This window comes from Parasphaerochaeta coccoides DSM 17374, assembly GCF_000208385.1.
GTDB lineage: Bacteria > Spirochaetota > Spirochaetia > Sphaerochaetales > Sphaerochaetaceae > Parasphaerochaeta > Parasphaerochaeta coccoides.
The window spans coordinates 1,032,237-1,054,562 of sequence record NC_015436.1; the positions used below are offsets into that span (position 1 = coordinate 1,032,237).

Annotated in this window: 19 protein-coding genes; 7 read left to right on the forward strand and 12 right to left on the reverse strand. The window is 50.7% G+C overall.

Annotated elements, in window-relative coordinates; genetic code table 11:
- The first annotated feature begins 122 nt into the window (after nucleotides 1–122).
- Both SPICO_RS04600 and SPICO_RS04605 read left to right on the forward strand, forming a co-directional pair.
- Complete coding sequence (locus SPICO_RS04600) at nucleotides 123–1,268, forward strand: iron-containing alcohol dehydrogenase (protein WP_245523228.1); 1,146 nt, start codon at nucleotides 123–125, stop codon at nucleotides 1,266–1,268.
- A gap of 17 nt (nucleotides 1,269–1,285) precedes the next feature.
- Complete coding sequence (locus tag SPICO_RS04605) at nucleotides 1,286–2,716, forward strand: aldehyde dehydrogenase (RefSeq protein WP_245523229.1); 1,431 nt, start codon at nucleotides 1,286–1,288, stop codon at nucleotides 2,714–2,716.
- 176 nt (nucleotides 2,717–2,892) lie between these two features.
- Here the strand turns inward: SPICO_RS04605 and SPICO_RS04610 are convergent, their stop codons facing one another.
- From SPICO_RS04610 to SPICO_RS04625, 4 genes are all read right to left on the reverse strand, one after another.
- Nucleotides 2,893–4,242, reverse strand: coding sequence for an ABC transporter substrate-binding protein (locus tag SPICO_RS04610; RefSeq protein ID WP_013739513.1), 1,350 nt, complete (start codon nucleotides 4,240–4,242; stop codon nucleotides 2,893–2,895).
- A 223-nt stretch (nucleotides 4,243–4,465) separates the two neighbouring features.
- A complete protein-coding gene (locus SPICO_RS04615; RefSeq protein ID WP_013739514.1) occupies nucleotides 4,466–5,329 on the reverse strand; it encodes a carbohydrate ABC transporter permease in 864 nt (287 codons plus the stop codon).
- A 2-nt stretch (nucleotides 5,330–5,331) separates the two neighbouring features.
- Entirely contained in the window at nucleotides 5,332–6,306 is a 975-nt protein-coding gene (locus tag SPICO_RS04620) for a carbohydrate ABC transporter permease (protein ID WP_013739515.1), read from the reverse strand.
- Nucleotides 6,307–6,327: 21 nt separating this feature from the next.
- A complete protein-coding gene (locus SPICO_RS04625) occupies nucleotides 6,328–7,512 on the reverse strand; it encodes an ROK family protein (RefSeq protein ID WP_245523230.1) in 1,185 nt (394 codons plus the stop codon).
- Between the two features lie 172 nt (nucleotides 7,513–7,684).
- Here SPICO_RS04625 and SPICO_RS04630 point away from each other — a divergent pair, with 172 nt between their 5' ends.
- Nucleotides 7,685–9,265, forward strand: a complete 1,581-nt coding sequence (locus SPICO_RS04630) for a beta-N-acetylhexosaminidase (RefSeq protein ID WP_013739517.1) — start codon at nucleotides 7,685–7,687, stop codon at nucleotides 9,263–9,265.
- A 30-nt stretch (nucleotides 9,266–9,295) separates the two neighbouring features.
- On the opposite strand, the gene SPICO_RS04635 is transcribed toward SPICO_RS04630, so the two are convergent.
- Nucleotides 9,296–9,598 (reverse strand): YhbY family RNA-binding protein, encoded by a 303-nt coding sequence (locus tag SPICO_RS04635; RefSeq protein ID WP_013739518.1) that lies wholly within the window; start codon nucleotides 9,596–9,598, stop codon nucleotides 9,296–9,298.
- Nucleotides 9,599–9,608: 10 nt separating this feature from the next.
- The gene (locus SPICO_RS04640) at nucleotides 9,609–11,369 is read right to left on the reverse strand and encodes an AMP-dependent synthetase/ligase (protein WP_013739519.1); all 1,761 of its coding nucleotides are present in this window, start codon (nucleotides 11,367–11,369) and stop codon (nucleotides 9,609–9,611) included.
- 243 nt (nucleotides 11,370–11,612) lie between these two features.
- Between SPICO_RS04640 and SPICO_RS04645 the strand changes: the two genes are divergently transcribed.
- From SPICO_RS04645 to SPICO_RS04660, 4 genes are read left to right on the forward strand one after another with little or no spacing between them, the layout of a single operon-like run.
- Nucleotides 11,613–12,995 carry a bifunctional folylpolyglutamate synthase/dihydrofolate synthase gene (locus SPICO_RS04645; protein WP_013739520.1) on the forward strand — a complete coding sequence of 461 codons (1,383 nt, stop codon included), beginning with the start codon at nucleotides 11,613–11,615 and terminating at the stop codon, nucleotides 12,993–12,995.
- Nucleotides 12,986–14,458 (forward strand): NFACT RNA binding domain-containing protein, encoded by a 1,473-nt coding sequence (locus SPICO_RS04650; RefSeq protein ID WP_013739521.1) that lies wholly within the window; start codon nucleotides 12,986–12,988, stop codon nucleotides 14,456–14,458. The genes SPICO_RS04645 and SPICO_RS04650 overlap by 10 nt, the downstream gene beginning before the upstream one ends.
- Complete coding sequence (gene amrB / locus SPICO_RS04655) at nucleotides 14,445–15,359, forward strand: AmmeMemoRadiSam system protein B (protein WP_013739522.1); 915 nt, start codon at nucleotides 14,445–14,447, stop codon at nucleotides 15,357–15,359. The genes SPICO_RS04650 and amrB overlap by 14 nt, the downstream gene beginning before the upstream one ends.
- The gene (locus SPICO_RS04660) at nucleotides 15,356–16,840 is read left to right on the forward strand and encodes a hypothetical protein (protein ID WP_013739523.1); all 1,485 of its coding nucleotides are present in this window, start codon (nucleotides 15,356–15,358) and stop codon (nucleotides 16,838–16,840) included. Before amrB ends, SPICO_RS04660 begins: the two co-directional genes overlap by 4 nt.
- Here SPICO_RS04660 and miaA read toward each other — a convergent pair.
- The 6 genes from miaA to SPICO_RS04690 all read right to left on the reverse strand — a co-directional run bounded on the left by miaA (nucleotide 16,825) and on the right by SPICO_RS04690 (nucleotide 22,310).
- Complete coding sequence (miaA, locus tag SPICO_RS04665; RefSeq protein WP_013739524.1) at nucleotides 16,825–17,757, reverse strand: tRNA (adenosine(37)-N6)-dimethylallyltransferase MiaA; 933 nt, start codon at nucleotides 17,755–17,757, stop codon at nucleotides 16,825–16,827. The genes SPICO_RS04660 and miaA overlap by 16 nt on opposite strands.
- Nucleotides 17,747–18,007, reverse strand: a complete 261-nt coding sequence (locus SPICO_RS04670; RefSeq protein WP_013739525.1) for a hypothetical protein — start codon at nucleotides 18,005–18,007, stop codon at nucleotides 17,747–17,749. The genes miaA and SPICO_RS04670 overlap by 11 nt, the downstream gene beginning before the upstream one ends.
- Before the next feature lie 63 nt (nucleotides 18,008–18,070).
- On the reverse strand, nucleotides 18,071–18,637 hold the full coding sequence (cmk, locus tag SPICO_RS04675; protein WP_013739526.1) for a (d)CMP kinase: 567 nt from the start codon (nucleotides 18,635–18,637) through the stop codon (nucleotides 18,071–18,073).
- Between the two features lie 51 nt (nucleotides 18,638–18,688).
- Nucleotides 18,689–19,558: a YicC/YloC family endoribonuclease gene (locus tag SPICO_RS04680; RefSeq protein WP_013739527.1), complete on the reverse strand. Its 870-nt coding sequence runs from the start codon at nucleotides 19,556–19,558 to the stop codon at nucleotides 18,689–18,691.
- Nucleotides 19,555–21,129 (reverse strand): glutamate ligase domain-containing protein, encoded by a 1,575-nt coding sequence (locus SPICO_RS04685; protein WP_013739528.1) that lies wholly within the window; start codon nucleotides 21,127–21,129, stop codon nucleotides 19,555–19,557. The genes SPICO_RS04680 and SPICO_RS04685 overlap by 4 nt, the downstream gene beginning before the upstream one ends.
- Nucleotides 21,126–22,310, reverse strand: a complete 1,185-nt coding sequence (locus tag SPICO_RS04690; RefSeq protein ID WP_148229008.1) for a hypothetical protein — start codon at nucleotides 22,308–22,310, stop codon at nucleotides 21,126–21,128. The genes SPICO_RS04685 and SPICO_RS04690 overlap by 4 nt, the downstream gene beginning before the upstream one ends.
- Nucleotides 22,311–22,326: the final 16 nt, after the last annotated feature.

Here is a 22,326-nt window from a genome sequence, read left to right on the forward strand (position 1 = left end):
CGAAAATACACTTTACAAACTTTTCTTTGTCTTGAATTTAGGATAAAGAAGGGAGGAAGGATATTATGTATAAATTTTATTGTAGATCATACCAAAGGATCCTGCAAGCAGCCTCCTATTTCATGCCATGGCGTAAGCCTGTCCTCCTTGAGGGAAAAAATAGCTTGGCGCGACTGCCCGGCTTCATTAAGTCAAAGAACGTTACCACGCTTCTCATAGTGACTGATAAAGGCATTGCATCGCTCGGTCTGATGGATGCGCTCCTGAGCGGACTGGAAAAAGAAAACCTCTCTTTTTTCGTGTACGACGGTACGGTACCGAACCCGACCATTGACAATGTAGAGGAAGCCCTCCGCATGTACCAGGATAATCACTGCGAAGCAATCATAGCCTTTGGCGGCGGTTCCCCGATGGATTGTGCAAAAGCTGTCGGGGCACGGATAGCCCGACCACGAAAGAGCATCATGCAGATGAAAGGAGTTTTTCATGTGCGGAAAAGTCTTCCTCCTTTCTTTGCCATTCCCACTACAGCCGGGACGGGAAGTGAAGCGACTCTGGCATCTGTCATCTCGAATCCCCAGACACATGAGAAATTCCAGATTGATGACACAAGCCTGATCCCACGCTATGCAGTGCTTGACCCCCTGTTGACCGTAGGTCTTCCGGGAAACATCACGGCGACAACAGGCATGGATGCGCTGGCGCATGCGGTTGAAGCCTATATCGGGAACAGCAATACACGGGAAACGAAGATGTTGTCCAGAAAAGCAGTCAACCTTATTTTCCAGAATATTGAAAAAGCCTATGCTCAGGGAAATGACCTTGAGGCCAGGGAAAACATGCTGAAAGCATCCCACTATGCGGGTCTTGCATTCACACAGGCGTATGTCGGCTATGTCCATGCCATCGCTCATGCTTTGGGTGGAACCTATGGTATCCCTCACGGACTGGCTGTCGCGACAGTACTTCCCCATGTGCTGGAGTTCTATGGAAAATCCGTACATCGGAGACTTGCTGAGCTGGCAGATGTCTCCGGCATAGGTTCTCCCACGGATTCTTCTGGACAGAAAGCGGCGCAATTCATCGAAACAATCAAAAGATTGAATAAGACAATGGGCATCCCCGAAGGATTCAGCGTCATCAATCCTCAGGATATCCCTTTGATGGCAAAGCGGGCATACGCTGAAGCAAACCCGTTCTATCCTGTTCCCCGGATACTTTCGAAACAAGAACTTGAGATGCTTTTTTCAATTGTCCGAATACAGTGATTGTGCCGTGATTATCCATGTACATTCAGGAAGCACGCAAGGAACAAGACGGTTCCCCCGGAGGAAAACCAATGCGTGACATCACAAGCATGACAGGAAAACAAAAAGAGTTCTTTTTGAGTGGAAAAACGAAGGAAATCAGCTTCCGTCGCGACAAGCTCATTCTGTTGCGCAACGCAATAAAAGAACATGAAAAAGACATATATGAGGCGTTGCGTCTTGATTTAGGCAAAGCCCCCTTCGAGGCATATGTGACAGAGGTTGGAATTGTATTGGAGGAAATCACCTATGCGCTCAAGCATCTGAAACAGTGGGCAAAACCCCGGCGGGTCAGGGTTCCCCTCATGCATTTCCCGTCTTCCGGCAGCATTCACGCCGAACCATATGGTTCTGTCCTGATTATGTCACCATGGAACTATCCCTTCCAGCTAACCATCGTCCCCCTTGCCGGAGCGATAGCAGCGGGAAATTGTGCCATTATCAAGCCATCAGAGTACGCTTTTCACACTTCTGAAATCATTGAGAAGATTATCTCGGAAATCTTTGAAGAATCATTCGTCTCCGTCATACGTGGCGGCAGGGAAGCAAACAAGTCCCTTCTCAATGAAAAGTTTGATTACATTTTCTTTACAGGAAGCCCACAGGTAGGGAAAGTCGTCATGGAATCCGCCGCACGGCACCTTGTACCCGTCACGCTGGAGCTGGGTGGGAAAAGCCCATGCATCGTGGATGAGAGCGCGGATATCAAGTTGTCCGCCAGGAGGATTATCTGGGGAAAATTCCTGAATGCAGGACAGACATGCATCGCTCCGGATTACCTTCTTGTACACAGCAGTGTAAAAAATGATTTACTCAATGAGTTGAAAGCCAGCATCACCGCTTTTTACGGCCAGGATCCGCTATCCAGCAAGGAGTACCCCAAGATCATTTCCCAGCGTCATTTCGACCGCCTTATGAATCTAATGGAAAGCGGACGAATAATCGTGGGTGGTCGAAGCAATTCCTCGGAGCGGCGTATAGCCCCGACCATCCTTGAGGACGTAAGCTGGGACAGTCCCATCATGCAGGAGGAAATCTTCGGACCAATCCTTCCGATACTGGAATTCACTGATTTCCATGACACGCTGGCGACACTGTCCAGACGACCGAAACCACTCGCTTTCTATCTCTTTACCTCAAACCGGAAGAATGAAGCTCATGCAATCAGAACCGTATCATTTGGAGGCGGCTGCATCAACGATACTATGATTCATCTATCGTCTCCCAGGCTTCCATTCGGCGGCGTAGGAGAAAGCGGCATGGGACAATATCACGGAAAAACCAGCTTTGATACATTCTCTCACTATAAAAGCATCATAAAAAAATTCAATCTTTTGGACAGCAGCAGCTTGAGGTATCCGCCATTCAAAAATCGGCTGAAACTTGCAAAAAAGTTCATGGGACGCTGAGAGAAACGACGTTAAGATATCAAACAATAACAATGGGGTTGTTGCAAAAGTTCAACGTGAGTAACAATCCCTTTTTATCGTTCTGCTTTTTCCTGATGAACGAGGATATAAAAAGAGGAGCTGCACATGGCAGCCCCTCCGATTGTTGTTTTCCTTGTACAGGAGTCAGCAACTCATCACTTGTTGAAAGCAACCCATGCCTTCTGCACGTCAGAAGCGACCTGAGCAGGAGTCTTGGAACCGAGACCGATTTCCTGAAGACCTTGGTTGATTACATTGAAGACATCAGAGTGGAGGACTGCATCGACAACAGGAGTCGTACCATATTTCTGATAGAACGTAGCTCTCTTCTCGATGAACGGTTCCAGATTGTTGTCCTTGATGACCTTTGCCACATCAACGTTCAGGTTGGACGGGAAGGACGCACCTGTGGACAGGCGGTATGTCTGCACATATTCACCTTGCAAGAACTTCACTAATCTCCATGCAGCGTCTTCTCTCGCGGAGCCTGCCGGAACGTTGGCACTGATGCCGAAGCCCGTGCCGACGACACCACTGGTCGTTCCAGAGAGTACCTCGCCGGGAAGAGCCGGGAAGATAATCATGTCAAAATCATTGGCCTGTGCCGCAGGAGTAATCAAAGCCTTGCCTGTAGAAACGTCTGTCATGAAGGAAGCGGTTGCCCAATCTCCATCAATATAGAACGCCGCGCGGCCAGTGGCGAAGTTACCGCGACCGTTGCCATAGCCGACATCAAGAGTGTTGCGGTTGAGCAGTCCGCTCTTGTACAGGTCATCGATTATTTCCAGAGATTTCACGAACCAAGGATCCTGGAAGGTAATCTTTCCAGCGGCCAAGTCGTCATACCAGGATGCCCCACCGTAACGACCAACGATCAGGGAGAACAAGCAGCTCTGCATGACCCACTGGTCTTTGTTGTCCATTCCAATGACTTCAATTCCCTTAGGCTTGAGGACGCTCTGGATGTGCTTGAGGTCTTCATATGTCTTGGGGATGGAAAGTCCGTTGTCCTTTAGAAGCTTCGTATTCACGAACATCATGTGGGATGATGTAATGCCGTTCGGCAGCTCGGCAAGATAGCCAGCAGTCTGGTCGGCAATAGCGGCAGGAGCATAGTCATCCAACAATCCGTCCTTTTCCAAGAAGGGGCGCAGGTCTTTCGTCAGATGCTGGGTGTGCAGGGACGTGGAACGTCCACCCGGCCACATGTAAACAACGTCAGGCAGATTTCCTGATGCCGCATACGCTTCCGTCTTCTGATGGAAAGGCTCGTTGAACAAATCTTCCCTGATGACATTGATGTCTGGATTTTCCTTGGAGAATACATCCCAGACCATCTCCACCTCACGGGCACTGTTGGGCTCGGACATGTCGATGTAATTCAAGACGGTCAGGTTCGTCTTGCCGGTTGCAGAGGCATCTTCCTTTGCTCCGCGGGCAAAGCCCAGGGAAGCAACCATCAGAAGCACCAAGGCAATGGACAGCATTTTCTTTGTAATTGTCATCTTTACCTCCTATGACACCAATCAAAATCACTTTCAGGAACGTCCCATTCACGGCAACCATTCCCTTCTCTTTCCGTGATTCTCCTCAGGTTTCCTGAAGTGAATCTGTTTGTTCATACTGTGTACAAACTAATGCTAGCACGAGTCATCCTTCCTGTCAAACTTTTTGAACTACAGGAAAAACTTTTTTTTCTTCCAGGATATCTACCCTTCCTTCCCTCTTTTATCCTTTTACGGCTCCGGCGACGACTCCCTTTGTTATTTCCTTGCGGAATATCAAATAGAAGGCAAGCATGGGTACCAGTCCTATTGTCAGCGCTGCAAACTGCTTGCCATAGTCCGTAGACAGGCTTCCGGCGAATTTCTGCACGCCGACAGGCAGGGACTTGATTGCATCCCGTGATGTCAGAATGTTGATCAGCATAAATTCATTCCATGTCCCGGTAACGGTAAGGATAGCCGTGGTAGTCGCCACCGGCATGGCCATCGGCACAATGATCGAACGGAAGATCCGCATGTACGTCGCGCCATCTATCCTGGCGGATTCCACAAGGGCGTCCGGGATACTCTTGATGAATTCCGTTCCCAGATACACGCCCATTGGCATTCCAATACCGATATAGGGGATCAGGACGCCCAAACGAGTATCGTACAGACCTGACCAGTTAATCAGCAGGAACAGCGGAACCATGATGGATTGCAATGTCAGGAGCAGCCCGATGACGAAGGAACCATGAAGGAATTTTGTTGCCCGATGCTGCATCTTGGCGAACGCAAAACTTGCCATCATGGAAAAAATGATGATTACGACTGTCGTTACCCCGGTGTAGATAATGCTGTTTATAATCAGTCCGGGGAACTTGCCGCGTGTCCATGCATCCACGTAGTTAATCAGCGTGGCTTCATATCCCGGCGTGCTTCCCGGCCAGTTCAACATGCTCAACTGGAATTCCTGCGTCGTCTTGAATGAATTCATCAAGAGCCAGAGGATAGGAACGATGGCAAGGGCGGTAAAGATGCCCATGACACAGTAGGTCACTACAAGCCCTATGCGGCTGCTGATGCTTGAACGGTCATGTATGTCCATGGTTATTCTCTCCCTCCGAACTTCTTCTCGGCAAATTGGGTGAGTCCTATCAGAATAAAGCTGATGACCACCATGACGGTCGATATTGCATTTGCCATAGGATAATTCGGCGCTCCCATGAACGCCTTCTGATACATATACAAGGAAAGTACGCTTGTCCTGTTGGCAGGACCTCCGGATGTCATCACGTAAATCAAATCGAAACTTTTCAACGAACCGCTGATTGCCAGGATTGCGGAGGTCACGATGACACCGCTGAGCGCCGGAAGGATGATGTGACGTAACGTCTGACCCTCAGTCGCACCGTCTATACGCGCAGCTTCAATGACAGAACTATCAATTTTTTGCAGGTTTGCCATGAAGATGATCAGATACGTACCGGTGTACATCCAAAGGATGACGAAAAGCACCCGGAACATGGGATATGTTGATAATGTGGCTTCATAAGCAGGATTGAAAAGTTTCCTGATGATTTCAGGGAACGCTCCGTAGGGAGAGAAGAAACTTTTCCAGAGATTGCCGATTACAACCGTCGATATGACGCATGGCAGGTAAATCATCGTCTGGAAGAAATCTTTTCCTTTCACTAACCCACGGTAAAGGATGTACGCAAGGATGAACCCCAACGGTATCTGTCCGAACACCGATATCAGGACAATGTACATGTTGTTCTTCAAAGCGAGATAGAAATAGGGGTCATTGAACATGCGCCCATATTGGGAAAAGCCAGTCAACCGCAGTGGATTACGGACATTGCCGAACAAGGTTCCGCCAGCGTAATTGCTCACGCTCATTAGGACGGAGAATATCGTCGGAAACGTCATGACGGCGAAATAAATGAGGACTCCCGGTAAAACGAGAACCCAGTATGCAACCTGTTTTTCCCTTTGGGAAGATAAACTTCCCGCTCCCCCCCTCCATGAGGCCAGACTCATCAACCTCTTGGGGGCTCCGTTTTTGTCGTTACTATCAGCCATATACGCTCCTTCTCCTCCATCCTACTTCCGGTATGTCTTGGGGTTCCGTCTGGCTTGGGTCATCACGTCATCCCAATCAAAATGCGTGCGGACATCGCGCTCAGAAACCATCGGAACCGAGAAAAGCTTATGTAAGTACATCAGCGCGGCTCCTTTCGCTACTACATATTCATCATTCGCATTGAATTTCAATTCACATCCGATTTTTTCCAGGATTGCGTTGAATTGCGGCGTCAGGGAAGCCAAGTCGGCACGTATTTTATTTTCATCGGAAAATGGCTTTCCGTGGATGAAAACGACCGAAGGATCAAAGATGGCCAGAACGGACACCAGCGAGGAAAAAAGATCCTGGAACCAGATTTTCCACGCTTCCTCGTCATATCCTGTGCGGACAAGCAGCTCAGATGGAAGCCCTGTCTGTCCCAAGGAGTCTTTCCTCCATGACAATGAGCAGAACTCCCCTGCCGCGCTGTGCCCGCCATGATAAACCGTACCATCGATGGACAGTCCGATTCCGACTCCAATACCACTGTTGTCATGAAAATAATGGTTTCCTTCATGGTAATCAGCAATGATGGAGATGAAATCACAAGGATTCTCCATGCGATGCTCGCTCATTTCCAGCCAAGCGGTACAGTTCGCATCGTTCTCCGTGAGAACGGGAATCCGGTATCTCTGGCGGAAATAATCATGCACATCAAATTCCATGAGCTTGAAAGGTTCAGCGTAGGTGATGATGCCGTTCTTGCTGTCCACAATGCCAGGGAAACCCATGCAGACGGCAAGCAATGGCCGTCCGAGTTTTTCAACCTCTGAGAGGATAATGTCCATCAGATGTGTGACAATATCATCAAAGGACTGGATGCCTGTAATCATTCCTTTATCAGACCATGCGACACGTCCTGATATGTCCAGAAGCACGGCACGGTAATGTGAAGGTTGAATATCAAGCCCAGCGACATATCCAAAATCATGATTCAGTCTCAGGATGATGGGACGACGGCCGCCACGGGACATGCTTTCACCTTCCTCAGCTTCATGGACAATGCCCCATTCCATCAAAGTGGCAATGATATTGGTCACCGTCGAACGATACAGGGAAAGTTCCTTGGCAATTGAGACACGGCTGATACCGGGACTGCGCCAGATGGCCTGGGCTACAAGAGAGGTGTTGGCATTTTTCTGAAAATTATTGTTTATTCTCATTTCCTCACCATCATGCCACAGTTTTTCACTGCTGTCTTGAAAAATAGTTTGTTTGCTCTCTGTACAAACTAAAATTATCATTGGATAATGGTGATGTCAACAAAAAAATAGAGAAGATTCGGACATGCCTTGTGATTGACGCAGGACTACGGGGTATGATAAGGATGCAAATATGAACACAGATAAAGATTCACGTCCCAAGGGAACGCAAGTCCCACGGATTTCACAAACGCTTGTTCCTCGCCCACTGGCAGTACAGGATGAGAATGGGGAGTTTTGTTTTACTGATGATGTTCGCATCATCCATGAAGTTGGTTTCTCTGACCAAGCAGCTTTTCTTGCCAAGGAAACAGGAATATCCCACTCCCACGTCATTCCTTGGGGAAACTATACGGCAGAACATGGGGAAAAAACCCTTATGGTCATGCTCCGTCATGAAGACGGCCTTCCTTCTGAAGGATACAATCTGGAAATTACTCCTGGGTTCATCCGGATTACAGCGTCCGAGGGGAAAGGCATGTTCTGGGGCATACAATCACTCATGCAATTATTCCTTATAAGGAATGATGAATGCGAAGACTCTGCCGTTCTCATTCCCTGCGGGACAGTTCATGATGCTCCTGCTTTTGCGTGGCGAGGCTTCATGCTGGATTGTTGCCGTCATTTCTTCACGGTGTCGTTCATCAAGAAACTCATAGCAGCGGCCAGCAGGTTCAAGCTGAACGTCTTCCACTGGCATCTTACCGATGACCAAGGCTGGAGAATCCCCATCACAGAATATCCTGCCTTGACCGAGATAGGTTCACGACGAACGGTACTTGCGTATCAGGATGGCCGGACTTACGGCGGCTTTTATACTCACGACGAGATACGCGAGGTCGTTGAATATGCAGCCAGCCACAATATGGACGTTCTGCCGGAAATCGAGACTCCCGGACATGCTTCGGCAATCCTGGCTTCCTATCCTCACCTTGGATGTGAAGGCGTCGGCTCTTTTTCCGTGGAAGACAGGTGGGGAATCTTTGATAATGTCTTGAATGTCGGCAATGACGAGGTCTTCACCATGCTGGACTGTGTCATCAGGACCGTTGCGTCCCTTTTCCCCTTTCCTTATATCCATATAGGGGGAGATGAATGTCCCCGCGTCCAATGGAAGAACGATCCTTTATGCCATGAGAGAATCAAACAGCAAGGGTTGAAATCCGTCGATGAGTTGCAAAGCTGGAGTACCGTCCAAGTCAATTCCATCGCGGCACATCACGGCAAGAAAATCATTGGCTGGGACGAGATACTGGACGGAACGGATACCATGGGTCTCCCCTCCGATGCTGTCGTCATGTCGTGGAGGGGACTTGAGGGCGGTATCAAGGCGAGCGATGCTGGACACAAGGTCATCATGTGTCCCACGACGCAGGGTTGCTATCTTGATTACAAGAACTATGACTCCCCGGAAGAACCGGGAAACCTTGGCATGGCGACTGTCCGTAAATCTTATGAGTTCTCTCCAACCCCCCAGGGCATGAGCGAAAATCAAAGACATCTTGTCCTTGGTGGTCAAGGCAACCTGTGGACGGAAAAGATACCATTTTCCCGGAATGCCGAATACATGCTTTTCCCACGGCTCTGTGCCCTTGCCGAATCTTTCTGGCTGGGAGACGAAAAGGATTTCGAGGACTTCGCATCACGGATGGACACAATATACAGACTTCTCGACATCATGGACCTTAGATATTATCAAGGCCCGTGGGCATAGTTTCAGGCTGTTTCAGGCTGTTCAGACCATTCAGACAAGCTCCGGAGGAATGATGACAACTCGTTTCTGCGGATCCTTGTTCTGCCTGAACATGATGACGGTGAAGCCAATGATCCTCACCACTTCGGCATTGGCAACGGCTGCCAATGACTCGGCAAGCTCCGCGACATCGTCCTTGTGTGCCTGGAACTTCACCTTGACCAATTCATGGCTTGCAAGGGCTTCATCCAAAGCCCTTGCCACACGGTGGTCAGCCCCATCCTTTCCAACCATTACTACGGGCTTCAAATCATGAGCTGCTGCCCGTAGAAAATTTCGTACATTGCTTTTCATGGTGAGGATTCTACTTGTCCTTGAACTTCTCCGCAACCAGGTAACGCTTGATTTTCTTGGTACTGCTCATTGGCATTGGTTCATCAGTGACCGTCAGACGACTGATCTTCTTGTATGGCGGGAGGTCACGGTTCACCTGAGTGATAATCTCCTGGATACGGGACTCAATGGCTTTGGCTGCCTCCGCCTCGTCAGAAAGAGCTGAAGCGACTTTCTTCCTGAAGACATCGCTTGGCAGGACAATGGCACGGATGCCCTCGCCTTTCGTCTTTGGATTGATGATGTACCCTATGATACAAATTTGCTCAATCTCGGTGAAAAGCTGGAACTTATCCTCTATCTCCTCAGGAAAGACGTTCTTTCCTCCCTCAGTGACAATCAAACTCTTTGAGCGTCCTGTCAGATAAAGATACTTGCCGGCGTCCAGATATCCAACGTCGCCGGTATTCAACCAACCATCAGGGCTGAGAACCTCGGCGGTCGCCTCCGGATTGTTATAGTAGCCCTGCATGACGACCGGTCCCTTGACCATGATTTCTCCTATGCCGTTGGCATCAGGATTCTTAATCTTCATCTCGATTCCGGGAATCATCTTGCCAACTGAATCTTCGATATAGGCATACTGAGGGTTCAGGTTGATGATGGGGCTGGTCTCGGTGAGTCCGTATCCTTGCACAAAGTCAATGCCTAGCTCATTGAACATTTTGAAGGTCGATGAAGGCAGCGGGCCGCCGCCACAGATGCAGACACGGTTGTTCTCCAGAGCTATTTTTTTCAGCAAGAAGCCAAACATCTTTTTCCCCGGATTGACCTTGAATACCTTTTTGATGAAGCCGGATACACCCATCAGTCCACGGATGATGCCATACAGGACAATCCCTTTTTCCTTGATACCTGACAAAAGCCCTGACAAGAGCTTGTTGAACAGCATGGGGACACCGAGGAACATGGTGACCTTTCCGTCACGCAACTCCTTGAACACATGGCTGATTACCAGCTTCTTACCGAATACGACAGCAGCTCCGACGCTCATCGACTCAAGGAATACTGCAAGCATCGTATACGAATGATGAATCGGCAGGATTGCGTAGAATGTGTCAGTATGGGAAAGATTCATGTGTGCTTGGGCGAGATAACAGTCGCTTACTAAATTGTGGTTAGTGAGCATGACACCTTTGGGAGTCCCTGTCGTACCGCTGGTGAACATGATGGCGGCAAGGTCTGCAATTTTGGTCTCCGGATATACGGGAGCCGATGAACCCGCCAAATCCAGCACATAAGGATGCGGGCTACCGGGTGTCTTCTCCAGGGAAATCCTTTCGACAAGTCCCAGGGAGCCGTCCTTGTCAATCAGATCAATACGTTCTTCATCGACAAACAGGCGGGTGGCGCCGGAAAACTTGATGAACTTCTCGATATCCACGTCATGAAGGGAATAATCAAGCGGCACAATCACAGCCCCGACAGTCGCTATAGCCAGATAAGACAATGCCCATTCCGGACTGTTCTTACCAGTCAGGGCAATTTTGTCACCAGGCTTCACCCCGGTTTCCTGAAGATACGCCGCGATGGCATCGATTTTGTCCTTCGCTTCATTATAGGTAAAAAGAATATGCTCAGGTGAGAAGGCCTCAAAGCAACGCCTGTCGGGAAACCTGTGGGCAGTAATGCGGAACATCTGGGACAAGGTAGGCCACTCCTCGGTAAAGAACTCTCCCTTGTAGTTTTGGAGAAAGTCCCACGGCGTATGATTCCATTTCTTCTTTCCCATCTGCATGTCTCCCCGTGCTTGTTCTGCCCATGACAAGCAATGTCTTATAGCACCATTACATGATACACATTCTTTGAAAAAACTCAATGACATAAAATCAAAATATGTCAATTTGTCAGTTACAAAACCTATCCAGGCACTATCAGGTATCTGGTTCAGGTATCCACCCAGGCATCAAGTCCGGCAGAAGTCGTTGACCTTGCACTCATGTCCATATTAGAGTGGCACGGGGGAAAATCAGGCATGAGTTTCACAACCTTTGAGAACGTCGTCTCCTGGCTTGACGGCCAGATGAACCTGGAGAAGCTGACCACAGGATATACCAAACGGACGTACAGGCTGGACAGGATGCATGCCCTGCTCGACCATCTTGGACACCCGGAGGCGACTTTCAAGTCAATCCATGTTGCTGGTTCCAAGGGCAAAGGCTCTACCGCCGCTTTCATAGCCAGCGGGCTCAGCGCGCTCGGACATCGGACGGGACTCTATATGTCTCCCCACGTAAGCGATTACCGGGAAAGGTTCACACGTGCCGGACAGTTCTTCCCAGATGCTGAAATCATCGCGGCGGCAGACGCTCTCCATGAGGCGATACAGGACTTCCACTTCTCCGACCAGTGGGGTTCGGAGGCTCCCACGACCTTTGAGCTGTATACCAGCCTGGCGTATATGTTGTTTGCGCGTAGCGGATGCTCATGGGCGGTCATCGAGACTGGACTGGGCGGCAGGTTGGATGCCACCAACACGCTGATGCCGGAAGCGGCGGTCCTCTGCCCTATTGAACTGGAACATACATCCATCCTGGGTTCAACCTTATCCCAGATAGCCATTGAGAAATCCAAGATTATCATGCCGGGCAGACCTGTGTTCGTTTCCTTCCAGTCACAGGAAGCCATGGACGTATTCACGGCGGAAGCCCATGCGCAAGGAAGCGACATGACGACTCTTGCCAGGGAAACATCCTGCATCTCGGCGAAGACGACAAAAGAGGGGGAATTGGTTGACATTACGTGGAAGGATGGACAACTGACCCGCATGCGGCTCAGCATGATGGGGGAAGTCCAGGCGGAGAATTGCGCCCTTGCCCTGCTCGTCCTTAAGAAGCTGGGACAGTACCAGGCGGGGAAGACGGAGGCGGCATTGGAGACATGCCTGCTCCCCGGACGTTTCCAAGTACTTGCAGGATGCGGCACCCCCCTTTACATCGATGGCGCGCATACCGTCAACAGTCTGACGCGTCTAATGCATTCCTTCAAGGAAATTCACGATGAAACGAAAACCACAGTCATTTATGGCGCTCTCCTGGATAAAGATCATGACCACATGACGCGCATCATCCTTGAAACAGCACATACCATCATTGTCTCGACACCCGGCCATTTCAAGAAAAGTGATCCTGATGCGTTGTACGCGACCTTCAGGAAAAATGCGCAGGATATGGGACGGGATAGTGATATACTCCTGATTAAAGACGCACGGGACGCTTTGGAGGAAGCATTCAGGATTACGCCACAGGACGGAGCAATCCTATCATGCGGTTCCTTCTATCTTGCGGGGGACATCCGTCAGGCATATGATGGACTCATGGAAAGCATGGAGAAAGGACGGGAGACCGCATGTCCCTGAACTGGCGGGAAATTGAAAAGATCCTCTCGGAGCTTGAGCTCGCAGGCTGTCGGTTCGGCAGGATGACTCAACCGACCTTCTCGTCGGTCGTCTTTGAACTATACGCCCCGGACAGAGCCATGTGGCGGCTTTTCATTGAAATAGGGAACCAAGACGCCCGCATCCATAGGTTGAGTTCGGATGCACGCCCAAAGGAAGATGAAAAAGTACGGAAGATGGGCAAGAAATTGCGTTTCGTCCAGTTCTTTCATGCCCAGCTGGAGGGAGCCATCATAACCGCTGTCAAGCAACAGGAGGGAGACCGTCTCGTCCGCATCTCTTTCCGTGCCGGATGGGGAAACGGTTTTCTGTTCATCCGTCTGTACAGTGGCGCGGGAGCAAACATCATTGTCACAGGAGAAGACCTGATAATCAAGGATGTTTTGCTACGCAGGCCACAGCGAGGGGAGATTCCTGGAAAACTGTTTGAGTCTCCGGATTTCTCCATCCCTTCTACCAGTGAAGCAGAAAGGTTCAGTGTACGTGACTACCCTTCTTCTCAGGATTTCAACTCCTTCATTGAGGAAAGCCATGCCGGTGATGCCATCCAACAGGATGCGCTCGATATTCTCCGTTCCCGTCTGGAAGACCAGCGGGATGCCGCGCTTGCGGACATAGAATCATCCATACGCGCCATGGAGCGCAGGAAAGCGGAGAACGAACAACATGAATCCCTCAAGCATACCGCAGATCTGCTGGCGTCACACATCTATCTTATTGGAAAAGGCGCACAATGGGTGACGATCAAAGATTGGAGCAGGGAAGATGGACATGAGATGACCATAGCACTCGATCCGCTTGCCTCCCCTTCCGACAATGCGCAAGCATATTATGATAAATACCGACGGACAAAAGGTGCCGCGGAACATGCGGAGCGGGAACTTGAGCAGTTGGAACGCCGGAGGAATGAAACCCTTGATTATTATACCGACCTGCTCAGGGTGCGTGAGGAAGACCGCAGGGATACAAAGGTACGTTTGAGCCGTGCCCTGAAAAAAGAACCGGCAAAGACTCCAAAGGAAATCGAGACAGGCATCATCCGTACCAGCGGAGGCTTCACGTTGATTGCAGGACGAAATGCACGCGAAAATGATGCGCTGCTCCGCACTGCTGTCAAAGGCAATGACTGGTGGATGCACACCAGAGATGTCCCCGGAGGATATGTCTTCATAAAAAACATACAAGGAAAAACGATTCCTTTGCCGGTTCTACTGGATGCCGCCCAGCTTTCCGTGTATTTTTCTAAAGTACGGACAGCAACTCACGCCGATGTGTACTACACCCAGGTGAAATATTTGAAAAGAGTGAAAGGCGGGAAGCTGGGATTGGTCATCCCTACCCAGGAGAAGACTATACATGTAAAGGTGGATGTTTCACGAGTCAAGGAACTGTTGCAAGGAGGAGAGGCCGATGACATTCCATGAAGCGGAACATGCGGGAATATTCTATCCGGGGGATAAGACATCCCAGGATCTGATATTCGATGTCTCTGCCAATACGGACGTACAGAATACGGACGTGCAGGATGCCCTTTCCCGGATATCGAGCCTTTCATCGGGTTTTCCATCGGATTTCCCTGCCGTTGTCATGGTTCCTCAAGCTGCTTGGACATGGACGCTAGCCGATATTCATGACGCATTAGGAAGTCTGTCGGCAACACCGGATTTTGAGCTGATTGTCCTCCTTGCCCCGCTCCACGCTCCCGTCATGGAAATTCATCAACCAGCCTTTGTCTTCAGCCATGGCGCCATCGGAACCCGGACGGCACAGGGCGACATTATGTTTGATATTGCAGCGCGGGGTATCTTGGAAGCACGATTCCCCCGTGAGTTCTCACTCCAGAATGTGTACTTCACTGAAGAACCGGGAGTGGAATATCTCTTTCCGGTACTGGCCAGGAAATATCCCGGCGTTCCGGTACTTCCCTTGCTAGCCGGAGATGCCGATGGTCAACGGGTTCGCGCCATGGCGGAGATGCTCAGGATCCTCAATGAAGCACGTCCACGCACGCTTTTCATCATTGCAGGCAATCTCAGTGCCGAGGAACACCTGTCCCAAGCACTGGAACATGCCACTGTGCTTCAGGGAGCCATGGAAAATGGAGAAGCCTTGCTTCCGCTACGCGCCGCCGGAAAAATTTCCAGCGTAGCAACGCCATGGATTGAGGCTGTGCGCAGGATATTTGGCGGAAGATGGCGGTTGTTGACTGTGCGTCAGTCCGATGGGCCACGGTTCTGCCATCTGCCAGAAACAGCTCCCGACACATCTCATTCCTCCGTCGTGTGGCATGCGGCGGAAATTCTTACTCAAGGACGTGACTCATGAATCCACGGTATCTGCCCTTCATCCAGGAAAAAGATGGCATCCCGGCCACATTCCTCCCGATTGCCCCTCTGGGGGAAAAGTTACCTACATATCTTTTCCAAGGGAAAAAACAACCCCTCTGGTATATTTCCGGTGATACCATTACCCCGATTTACTGGACAAACATAGTTCCGGCGGGAGATATGCAATGCATCTACTTCGACAGGCTTGACCTGGAAAGTTTTGAAACGCTGGCATCCTCCCGACGCTCCGAGGCTCTACGGATATTGCAGGATTTCGCCCGCGCTCTCCTGGTACTTGGCAAGGACATGGTTTCAGTTGAGAACGGCCTTCTTCCCCTCTGGAAGATGTGGATAGTATCAGGCGGAGGATTCCTTGTACTTTCCCGTACCATCAGCGAACTCATGGCATCATCCTTGAATGATGACGGCAGGCATGAAGGATGGTATGCATGGGCGACTCCCCGCACCAATCCCGCTTTCACGCTCTGTCATCAGTTCACCCAGATGCTTTATTTCGCACTCATGGGATTCCCCCCGTTCTTTACTGCCGATACTCGTGAGGACAAGTTCCGTTTCTTCCCTGTCCCGCATGACCTCCATCACCCGGAAATGGACAGTACGTGCGACTGGATTAACTCCATGCTGCGCCTTTCCATTCCCCGGCAACAGGACGCAGCAGGCAACAAAAACCCAGTCTCTGCTCTCTCATGGTGGCTTGAAGCCTCCCGTGATGTGACGTGGACCGTACCGGAACAAGCAGCCGTCACCGTACAGGAAGCACAGCATCGGGCTTCCACGTCTGATGAGAAAGCACGGACTTTCTTTGCCCATCAGGTAAAACGGGCTTCTCACAGAAGATTCTGGAGGAAGCGAGGAACTGTTATCATAGCCGTGGTCATTGCCGTGGCGGCCATAAGCTGGTTTACGGCCGACCGCATCAGGACACTGAACGCTCCGCCTCAAACCGCAGGGTTGGAACCGACAGCAATCATTGCCGATTATTATGAAGGTCAGAATGCCTTGGATATCAGCAGGCTTGAAGACAGTCTTGCAAAAGGAGTCAAGAGCCCCTTGAGCTTCGAGTTGACCAATCTCTTTGTAACCAGCCGGATGCGTCTTGCCAATGAAAACATTGACCCTCACATGACCCCGGATGAATGGATTGCTTCCGGACGGGAACCTATTCCTGAGACCTACTATGTCTACGGAGTGACGGATCTCCGCATAGAACGGACGGGGGAGGATTCGTGGCAGGCGATCACGACTTTATATACACCCTATCAGTACGACAGCACGCAGACATCCGACAGCGGGACATCTTCCCTTGAGACTCCGAAGGCAGTGACGACCTATGTATATGAGCAGACAACGGACTTTACCTTGGCTTTCTCGGAACGAGGATGGTGGGAAATCACATCGGTCGGCAATTCCTACATTGAACTCCGCGATGTCATTGAAATTCCCTATATTCCCAGATAAACGTCCACAAGATGCTTGATGCCTGTGTCATCATCAGGATGCATCCATGTGACATCAGCGAAGCTCCGGAAGAACGTGTACTGTCGTTTGGCATAGAGATGGCAATTTCTGGCAATCTGGGTTGCTATACCGGAATGTGTCATCTCCCCGCCACGCATGGCCTGGAAAAATTCCCGATACCCAATGCCTTGCATGCTCGGCCAGGAAGAAACAGCACCCATCATGAGCAAGCGGCGCATTTCATCCTCAAGTCCTTCCTCGAACATCGCCTTGACCCGCTGGGCTATGCGTTCCTTCAAATCATCACGTTCCCTTTCCAGTCCGATGATCAAGGGCTTCATCCCATGCCGAGGGCCATCAGGCACGGTGAAGGATGAGAGTGGCCGGCCAGTGCTTTGCCAAACCTCCAAGGCACGCAGGATGCGCTGGGTATCGGATGGATGTATGCGCACGGCACTAACAGGATCAACTTCAGCAAGCCACTGGTGACACCATGCCAGTCCTTTTTCTTCTTTGATGCCAGCTATTTCATTCCGTATCCGGGAATCGGCAGGAGGCGCTTCGCTCAGGCCATGCAAGAAATGTTTGAAGTAATACGCCGTTCCTCCGGTCAGTACGGGGATATCTCCCTTGGATGCTATGCGGATGACTGCTTCATCCGCCATACGGACGAAGGTTCCGACAGAAAACTGTTCCCATGGCTCTGCTACGTCCAGCAATTCATGCGGAACCAAGGATTGAAGCTGCCGGGAGGGTTTGGCGGAACCAATGTCAAGATGTCGGTATACTTGGATGGAATCAGCGTTAATCACCCCGTATCCATGACGAAAAAGACGGGGCAGAAGTCCCGTCTTTCCTACGCCCGTGGGGCCAAAAAGAAAAATAATCCTGGAAAAATACGCAGTCTCAGTTGCCACTCTCGGCCATGGAATATTCTACTTCGTCGTCAAGAACGCGTTCCAGCGCAGCGGAGACAATCTTGTCCTTGATAATAGGCTCAAGACCTGCAATCCGTTCATGCACGGCTTGCATGCTGAGTATGGCCGCTTCCTTGATTGCGACGCATGTAGTCTCGTATATATTCCTGTACACGACAGAACCATCGTCACTGTCTTTTGTCTTCTTCTCATCTTCCATGTCTATCAATTTATCGAGGGGGATGCTCAAGGTTTATCTCCTTATCACCGGGACTGTAGCACAGTTACCAGTCAAACAGTTAATCAGTTTACTTTATCTGTTCTTTTTTGTACAGTCCCGCCCATGCACATGCGCACCAAGCGTGACACCACGTGAGACATACGAAATGATGATGTCAGTAACTTCTTCCGGTGTCCTGCCCTCTGTGTCAATCACCATGTCGGCACGAGAGGCATCATTGTTGTCAATGCCATAGATACGGGCATAACGGGCACTGTCGAAAGCGTCGCGCTCACGAGTCTCCTCCAGTTTCTTTCCTGGCTCTCCGCCTTCCCTCCGGAAGATACGGCGTGCCCTTTCTTCCACGCTGGCAGTCAGATAAATCTTTACATCAGCTTCCTCAAGCATCCAGATGGCAAGGCGGGAACCGAGGACACAGTTTTCCTGAGCCATGGCAAGTGCAATCTGGCGCTCATCAAGTTCCCTGTCTATCGAGTCGTCTTTCTCCGCCATGCGGTGGAACTCCCAGAAGTCGATGCCTCTTTCCTTGGCCATGGTACGGAACGTGTAATTAATCATGGGGTATCCCAATCTTTCGGCCACCATGGTCGAGACTGTCGTGTTCCCGCATCCGCTTTTCCCTGAAATAGCTATACGCATTCTCTCTCCACCTTGCAGTCCATCATCTGCACTCCTGCCTGTGGCAGGCTCTCATTCGATATTGCGAATCTGTTCACGAATGTTTTCCAGACAGGCCTTCATGTCAACGACCCTCAGGTTGACATCAACCAATTGACTCTTACTGCCGATGGTGTTGATTTCCCGGTTAATCTCCTGACAGAGGAAATCCAAACGCTTTCCCACCGGTTGGGAAGAAGCAATCAAAGACCTGTATTCCTTCAAATGAGTCCGCAACCGGACGATTTCTTCGTTGATTGAATAGCGAACAAGCATCACGGCGACTTCTTGGAGGAATCGGTTCTCATCATAGCCTTTTTCTCCCAGCATTTCATTAAAACGCTCGGTCAGGCTGGCACGAATCATCCTCTCCATTTCTTCGGCATACGTCTCTACTGTTTCCAGTCCTTCGGTCAGCCTTGTCCCCAGACGCTCCAAATCACGGCGGGTCGCTTCCCCTTCCCTTTCTTTGCTCCGCGAGAATTGTTCGAGAGCTTTGCCCAGGACGGCAAAGAGAGTCGGATGCCAGACTTCCACGTCAGTGTCACGGGTAGCAGTCAGTACTCCTTCCCTTTCAAGAAAATCAGCCAAAGTCGGTTCAAACGATGTTCCCGCTTCACGGGCTATGGCGGAGAAAGCGTCAGCGTACCGGGCGACCGCATCCTTGTCCACTTCAAGAGTAAGATCCTCCGAGCTTTGCCGGAGCCGGACGGTCACTTCTATACGACCACGGCTTGAGACATCCTTGACCATGGCATCAATCTCCTGCTCGAAGGGAGCAAGGAAATAAGGGATGTTATGCACGATGTCGAGGAATCTGTTGTTATATGCTTTAATCTCCACCGAGACATGAAGGTCGTCTTCATGTAGTTCGGAGAATCCATATCCTGTCATACTTTTCATGATAAGCTCCCTGTCCCGCGGGCAAGCAGAACCTTCCGTGACATTTCCCTGTTGTTGCCGGCACCCATGGTAATACACAAGTCGCCGCTCATCAACCACTGCGCCAGGATTTTAATGGCCTCTCCTTCATCCGGAGCAAAAACAGGAAGACACGCTCCAGCAGAGCGTTCTCCGCTCTTACGGGAGGCAATCTTTTCGCAGAGCATCCTGGCACCGTCGTTGTCTCTGTCAGCATCTCCCCGTGCGGACGCATAGGTTCCCTGGATGACCAGAAAATCACACTTTCCCAGTTCGCGGGCGAAATCATCAAGGAATGCCCTGGTACGGCTTGCCGTATGAGGGCTGAATGCAACGACAAGCCGTCGCTGTGGATATTTACGCCTGAGACTGTCCAAGGAAGCACGTATCTCCGCAGGATGATGGGCGTAGTCATCCATGAAGATAATGTCATCGGAGCTGGTAAATTCTTCCTCTGTCCGTCCCAGACATCCGGGATATCTTTGCGCATCCCGCAGAAGCGTCCCTACTACTGTCGGCAGGACTTCATCAGTGATGAGCGCATCTTCATCAAGGTAGAGATCAGGATGAGGGCGATCCAGCACCATGAAGGCGGCGAGCAAAGAGCCTCCCACGACATCCCCTACCAGCGCACGCCCATGGAGCCGGGAGGAAAACACCCTGTCTCCGAACAGTTTCATCCGATATTCATGTCCACCGGACAGAGAAGAATTGCCGTGAGGAAGTACGTCCCGCAAGGAAAAAATCCCTCCGGAAGCAAAGCCGTAGCCATGAACCATCAGATCCGGCCTGTGACGGCGTGCATAGGCCGCAAGAGCCCGCGCTCCGGAATCGTCAGTACAACAGAGCAGGAATCCTCCGGGCTGAATGCCCAGCACGAACCGCCGGAAAGTTTTCTCCACCGCCTTATGGTCAGGAAAAAAATCAGGATGGTCAAAATCCACTGAGGTCACCAAGGCACCCCTCACACGGTAATCCAGGAAATGATCCTTATATTCGCAGGCTTCGACGACAGCGCATTCATCACCCTGCCATGGACCACAGAGAGGCGGTTCTTTTCCAGGCAGGTCTTCCCCCATCACCCGAACCGCCGATCCAAATACTGAGAAAAAAGGAAAAGATCGGCGTGAAGGAAGGGAAAGCAACCATGCGGCACAACCAGTCGTAGTCGTTTTCCCATGGGTTCCCGCGACCGCATACATCCGGGTGGAACGTGACAGGCAGGCAAGCATTCCAGGATATGACCAGACGGAGGGGACTTCTGACCGGGCACGCCTGAGGACAGGACAGTTTTCATCAGTCCAGGCGGAAGAATGGACTACGATGTCGATGGAGGAAGGAAGTAAATCCGCAGAAAACCCTTTCAGAGAACTCAGTCCATGACTTTCAAGGATAGCATCGGTCATGAAGACTTCCGCCGTATCGCATCCGCATACACAAGCTCCGGCGTTTTTCATCATGATAGCGAGGGATGCCATTCCCGTTCCCTTGATGCCAATGCAGAAAACCTTCTTTCCCGCAAGCAAATCCGCCACTGTCCCACATTCTTTCACAGGGTGATTCCCATGGACAGGCCTATGCCTACCCCGTCACCACGCATTCCCGTCTTGCCGCTATACAGCGAGAAGGGTACTTCACAGAGCAAATCCACCGTCAGCCATTCGGCGATAAGGCTGAGCCCGAAGCTTGTGAGTATCCGGCTGGGTTCCGCCTGGAAGATTCGTCCCATGCTCGGCTTCAATTCATGATAACCGACACGCGCGTCCAACGATACACGGGGAAGCATCTGCAAACGGAGATTGATGCCCGCGGCAATGGCGCGTGATGCATCGCTGCCTATATCATGGATGTCCATGGCGGCTTCAATGACGAAAAGGTTCAACTCATAGTCACGGGAATAGCGTGGCGAGACGAATGAGATGCCCGCACTAAGAGAATCCATGAATGTACGGGGAGCGGCCGAGGAATCAAAAGGATGACCGCCCGACAGGATGGAATCGGAGGAAACTCCCATGCGAACCCAAGAACCATCAAGGATGACTCCCGCGCCGACGGAGTAGAAATCAGTATTCTCCTTGGCGTGATAGCGGTCAAAGAAAGTCTGGATAAAATAGTCCGTCATGAAGTACGTCTCATTGACTGAAATGCGCTCCCGCACGGAACGGTTGCCTCCCCGTATGGACGCGCCAACGTACAGCCTGTTGAATTGCCATGCCAGGTCAAGCTGAATCAAGGAAATAGAATGTGCCGCAAAGGTCATGGAACCAGGATCAAGCCTTTCAAGCAAGATATTGCGCCTTATGGTCAGGGCGGCATTGTTGCCGACAAATGCCACCATGTAATCAGCAAGGGGCTGCTGGAGGAAGGCATATGCTTTGCCTTGGGAGAGAGATGAAAACCGCATGGCATCGAAGAAGGTTCCTTGCAGGGTAAGGTTTCCTGTCGCGCCACGCGTGGCAAGGGACGCCGGATTCATCTGGGGAGATGCTGAAATGCCGGTAAGCGATGTCCCGGCGTATCCGATGGAGGCCATGCGGAAGTCCTTGAATGTAAAGAAAGAAAGATTTTCGTAGGCTTCCCCATACGCCATGGGCGCACAGAAAAAAGCACCGGCAAGAAACACTGTCATCCACCGGAAGATTCGTGCGGAACAAATCTTCCGGACAGAAGCATCCTTTCTGTTCCTCCGGATTTTTTCCGATGGTTCCATTGACGCTCCCTTGTCTCGTCTCATGATTGGAAATCATATC

Excerpts from the sequence above, each read along its gene's own strand:
- SPICO_RS04615 (WP_013739514.1), bottom strand. The coding sequence starts at position 5,329 with ATGGACATACATGACCGTTCAAGCATCAGCAGCCGCATAGGGCTTGTA.
- SPICO_RS04620 (WP_013739515.1), bottom strand. The coding sequence starts at position 6,306 with ATGGCTGATAGTAACGACAAAAACGGAGCCCCCAAGAGGTTGATGAGT.
- SPICO_RS04660 (WP_013739523.1), top strand. The coding sequence starts at position 15,356 with ATGAATCCACGGTATCTGCCCTTCATCCAGGAAAAAGATGGCATCCCG.
- SPICO_RS04680 (WP_013739527.1), bottom strand. The coding sequence starts at position 19,558 with ATGAAAAGTATGACAGGATATGGATTCTCCGAACTACATGAAGACGAC.
- SPICO_RS04605 (WP_245523229.1), top strand. The coding sequence starts at position 1,286 with ATGTACATTCAGGAAGCACGCAAGGAACAAGACGGTTCCCCCGGAGGA.
- SPICO_RS04645 (WP_013739520.1), top strand. The coding sequence starts at position 11,613 with ATGAGTTTCACAACCTTTGAGAACGTCGTCTCCTGGCTTGACGGCCAG.
- SPICO_RS04640 (WP_013739519.1), bottom strand. The coding sequence starts at position 11,369 with ATGGGAAAGAAGAAATGGAATCATACGCCGTGGGACTTTCTCCAAAAC.
- SPICO_RS04630 (WP_013739517.1), top strand. The coding sequence starts at position 7,685 with ATGAACACAGATAAAGATTCACGTCCCAAGGGAACGCAAGTCCCACGG.
- cmk (WP_013739526.1), bottom strand. The coding sequence starts at position 18,637 with ATGCGTATAGCTATTTCAGGGAAAAGCGGATGCGGGAACACGACAGTC.
- SPICO_RS04690 (WP_148229008.1), bottom strand. The coding sequence starts at position 22,310 with ATGAGACGAGACAAGGGAGCGTCAATGGAACCATCGGAAAAAATCCGG.
- amrB (WP_013739522.1), top strand. The coding sequence starts at position 14,445 with ATGACATTCCATGAAGCGGAACATGCGGGAATATTCTATCCGGGGGAT.
- SPICO_RS04600 (WP_245523228.1), top strand. The coding sequence starts at position 123 with ATGCCATGGCGTAAGCCTGTCCTCCTTGAGGGAAAAAATAGCTTGGCG.
- SPICO_RS04610 (WP_013739513.1), bottom strand. The coding sequence starts at position 4,242 with ATGACAATTACAAAGAAAATGCTGTCCATTGCCTTGGTGCTTCTGATG.
- SPICO_RS04650 (WP_013739521.1), top strand. The coding sequence starts at position 12,986 with ATGTCCCTGAACTGGCGGGAAATTGAAAAGATCCTCTCGGAGCTTGAG.
- SPICO_RS04635 (WP_013739518.1), bottom strand. The coding sequence starts at position 9,598 with ATGAAAAGCAATGTACGAAATTTTCTACGGGCAGCAGCTCATGATTTG.
- SPICO_RS04625 (WP_245523230.1), bottom strand. The coding sequence starts at position 7,512 with ATGAGAATAAACAATAATTTTCAGAAAAATGCCAACACCTCTCTTGTA.